Here is a 2675-nt window from a genome sequence, read left to right on the forward strand (position 1 = left end):
TGACGTTGTAGCCGATGCCGGTGGTGCCCCACATGTAGTTGGCGGCGTAGACATTGCCGGCATCGTAGGTCGCGAGCCGCTCGGTCACCACGGGCCAAGCGTTGACGAGGTTCGGCAGCTTCGACTTGTCGAGCTTCTGGAAGATGCCCGCCTTGATCTGGCGCTGCAGGAAATAGGCGGTGGGCACCACGACGTCGTAGCCGGACTTGCCGGCCATCAGCCGCGTCTCCAGCGTCTCGTTGGCGTCGAAGGTGTCGTAGACCACCTTGATGCCAGTTTCCCTGGTGAAGGCCTCCAGCACGCCCGGGGCTATGTAATTGGACCAGTTGTAGAAGTTGACGGCGCGCTGCTGCGCCGAGGCGGGCGGCGCGAGCAGCGCCAGAGCCGCGGCGATCGCGCCGGCGAAGCGCAGTCCCGAGCGGCGGGCGTTGGCCATCGTCCCCTACCTCTTGCGTCCGTGCACCGCATCCGACAACCGCTCCAGCGCGGTGTCGAGCGTCTCGTCCCTCTTGGAAAAGCAGAAGCGCACCACCGAGGTCACCGGGTCCTTCTCGTAGAAGGCCGACACCGGGATCGCCGCGACCTTGTAGTCCCGGACGATCCGCCAGCAGAACTCGGCATCGCACTCGTTCAGCCCGAGCGGCGACAGGTCGACGGTGAGGAAATAGGTGCCCTGCGACTTCAGGACCGGGAAACCCAGGCTCTTCAGCCCGGCCGTCAAACGATCGCGGCTCTTCGCCAGCGACTTGCGCATGTCGAAAAAATACGAGTCAGGCTTGGACAGGCCATAGGCGACCGCGGCCTGCAGGTTGGGCGCCGTGGTGAAGGTCAGGAACTGGTGCACCTTGGCGGCGACGCGCAACAGCGGCGGCGCAGCGCAGACGAATCCGATCTTCCAGCCGGTCAGCGAAAAGATCTTGCCGGCCGAGCCGACCTTGATGGTGCGGTCGCGCATGCCGGGGATGGTGATCAGCGGGATGTGCTTGTGCTCATCGAAGGTGACGTGCTCCCAGACTTCGTCGCAGATCGCGATCACGTCGAACTCCTGGCAGTAACGGGCCAGAAGCTCGAGGTCCTCGCGCGGATAGACCACCGCCGACGGGTTCAGCGGATTGTTGAAGAGGACCGCCTTGGTCTTTGAGTTGAAGACGCTTTTCAGCATGTCCTCGTTCAGCCGCCAGCCCGGCGGCTCGAGCCGCACGAGGCGCGGAATGCCGCCGGCCTGGCGGATGATCGGCAGGTAGGAATCGTAGACCGGCTGGAAGCAGATCACCTCGTCGCCGGGCTCGACCACGGCCAGGATCGCCGAGGTCAGCGCCTCGGTGCCGCCCGAGGTCACCATCACCTCGCTCATCGGATCGAGCTCAAGGCCGTGCCAATGACCGTAATGGGCCGCTATCGCCTGGCGCAATTCGGGAATGCCCATCATCGACGGGTACTGGTTGTAGCCGTTGAGGACGGCGTCGGCCGCGGCACGACGGATGTCCTCGGGTCCCGGATCGTCCGGAAAGCCCTGGCCGAGATTGATGGCGTCGTTGTCGCGCGCGGCCTGCGACATCGCCTCGAAGATCGTGACGGGAAGATCCGCGAAGACCTTGTTCAGGGAGGTCATGACCAGCTCAGCCGCCGACCTTGGTCGGCAATCCGGCTGCCTTCCAGCCCAGGATGCCGCCCGCAAGATGCTTGTCGTAGACGAGGCCCGCGGCTTGCGCGGCCAGCGAGGCCGTCACCGAACGTTTGCCGGAGCGGCAGGCGAATACGACCTGCTTGCCTTGCGGATCGGGAATCGCCCTGGGGTCGAAGGTCGAGAGCGGCACGACGACGCCGAACGGATAGGCTTCGGCCGCGACTTCGTTCGGCTCGCGGACGTCGACGAGCAGATAGCGCCCGTCCTCGATCCCCTCGAAGACCTCGTCCGGGGTCAGATCCTGCACCTGGTTCGTCACTCCATCCTCCCAAAATCCGAGGGTTTCGTCGGGCCGTCTCGGTCGGCGGCAACCTCGCCTCTTGGACCGCAAAAATCAAGCGCTGCAAAGGCTTGAGCCGCGTCTCGCAACCTAAGCCTCAGTCGCAGGCGGCTAAATCGTGACTTGAGTGCCGACCTCGACCACGCGGCCGCTGGGAATCTGGAAATAATCGGTGGCGTCGTTCGCCGAGCGGCTGAGCTGGATGAACAGCCGGTCCTGCCAGCGCGGCATGCCGGAATGGGCGGCCGGCTTGAGCGCCCGGCGCGACAGGAAGAACGAGGTCGACATGATGTCGAACTGCCAGCCGAGCTTGCGGGCGATCGCCAGCGCCTTTGGCACGTTGGGCGATTCCATGAAGCCGAACTTGAGCGTCACCTTGGAGAAGGTCGGGCTGACCTGTTCCAGCTTGACCCGCTCGCCCGGGTCGATCCGGGGCGTCGGAGCAGTCTCGATGGTGAGGATGACGTTCTTCTCGTGCAGCACCTTGTAGTGCTTCAGACTGTGCATGAGGGCGGTCGGCGCGCTGAGGGGATCGGAGGTGAGGAACACCGCCGTGCCCGGCACCCGCTGCGGCGGCCGCTTCTCGAGCATCGCCACGAGGTCGGCGAGCGGGAACTCGAGCTTGCGCGACTTCTCGAACAAGAGCCGGCTGCCGCGCCGCCACGTGTACATCAGGATGATCATGATGGCGCCGAGCGCTAACGGCAC

4 protein-coding genes are annotated in these 2675 nt (G+C 65.0%); all 4 read right to left on the minus strand.

Translation table 11 applies throughout. The annotated features are described in order from the left end of the window. Nucleotides 1–436: extracellular solute-binding protein (locus KGM94_RS24785; RefSeq protein ID WP_300265251.1), on the minus strand; the 436-nt coding region annotated here is incomplete at its 3' end. A gap of 6 nt (nt 437–442) precedes the next feature. After that, nucleotides 443–1612 (minus strand): aminotransferase, encoded by a 1170-nt coding sequence (locus KGM94_RS24790; RefSeq protein ID WP_300265254.1) that lies wholly within the window; start codon nt 1610–1612, stop codon nt 443–445. A gap of 7 nt (nt 1613–1619) precedes the next feature. Continuing rightward, complete coding sequence (locus KGM94_RS24795; RefSeq protein WP_300265257.1) at nt 1620–1946, minus strand: rhodanese-like domain-containing protein; 327 nt, start codon at nt 1944–1946, stop codon at nt 1620–1622. 132 nt (nt 1947–2078) lie between these two features. Further along, the coding region (locus tag KGM94_RS24800; protein WP_300265260.1) for a KUP/HAK/KT family potassium transporter at nt 2079–2675 on the minus strand (597 nt) is incomplete at its 5' end.

The sequence above is a fragment of the Bradyrhizobium sp. genome (assembly GCF_028868675.1).
Classification (GTDB): Bacteria; Pseudomonadota; Alphaproteobacteria; order Rhizobiales; family Xanthobacteraceae; genus Bradyrhizobium.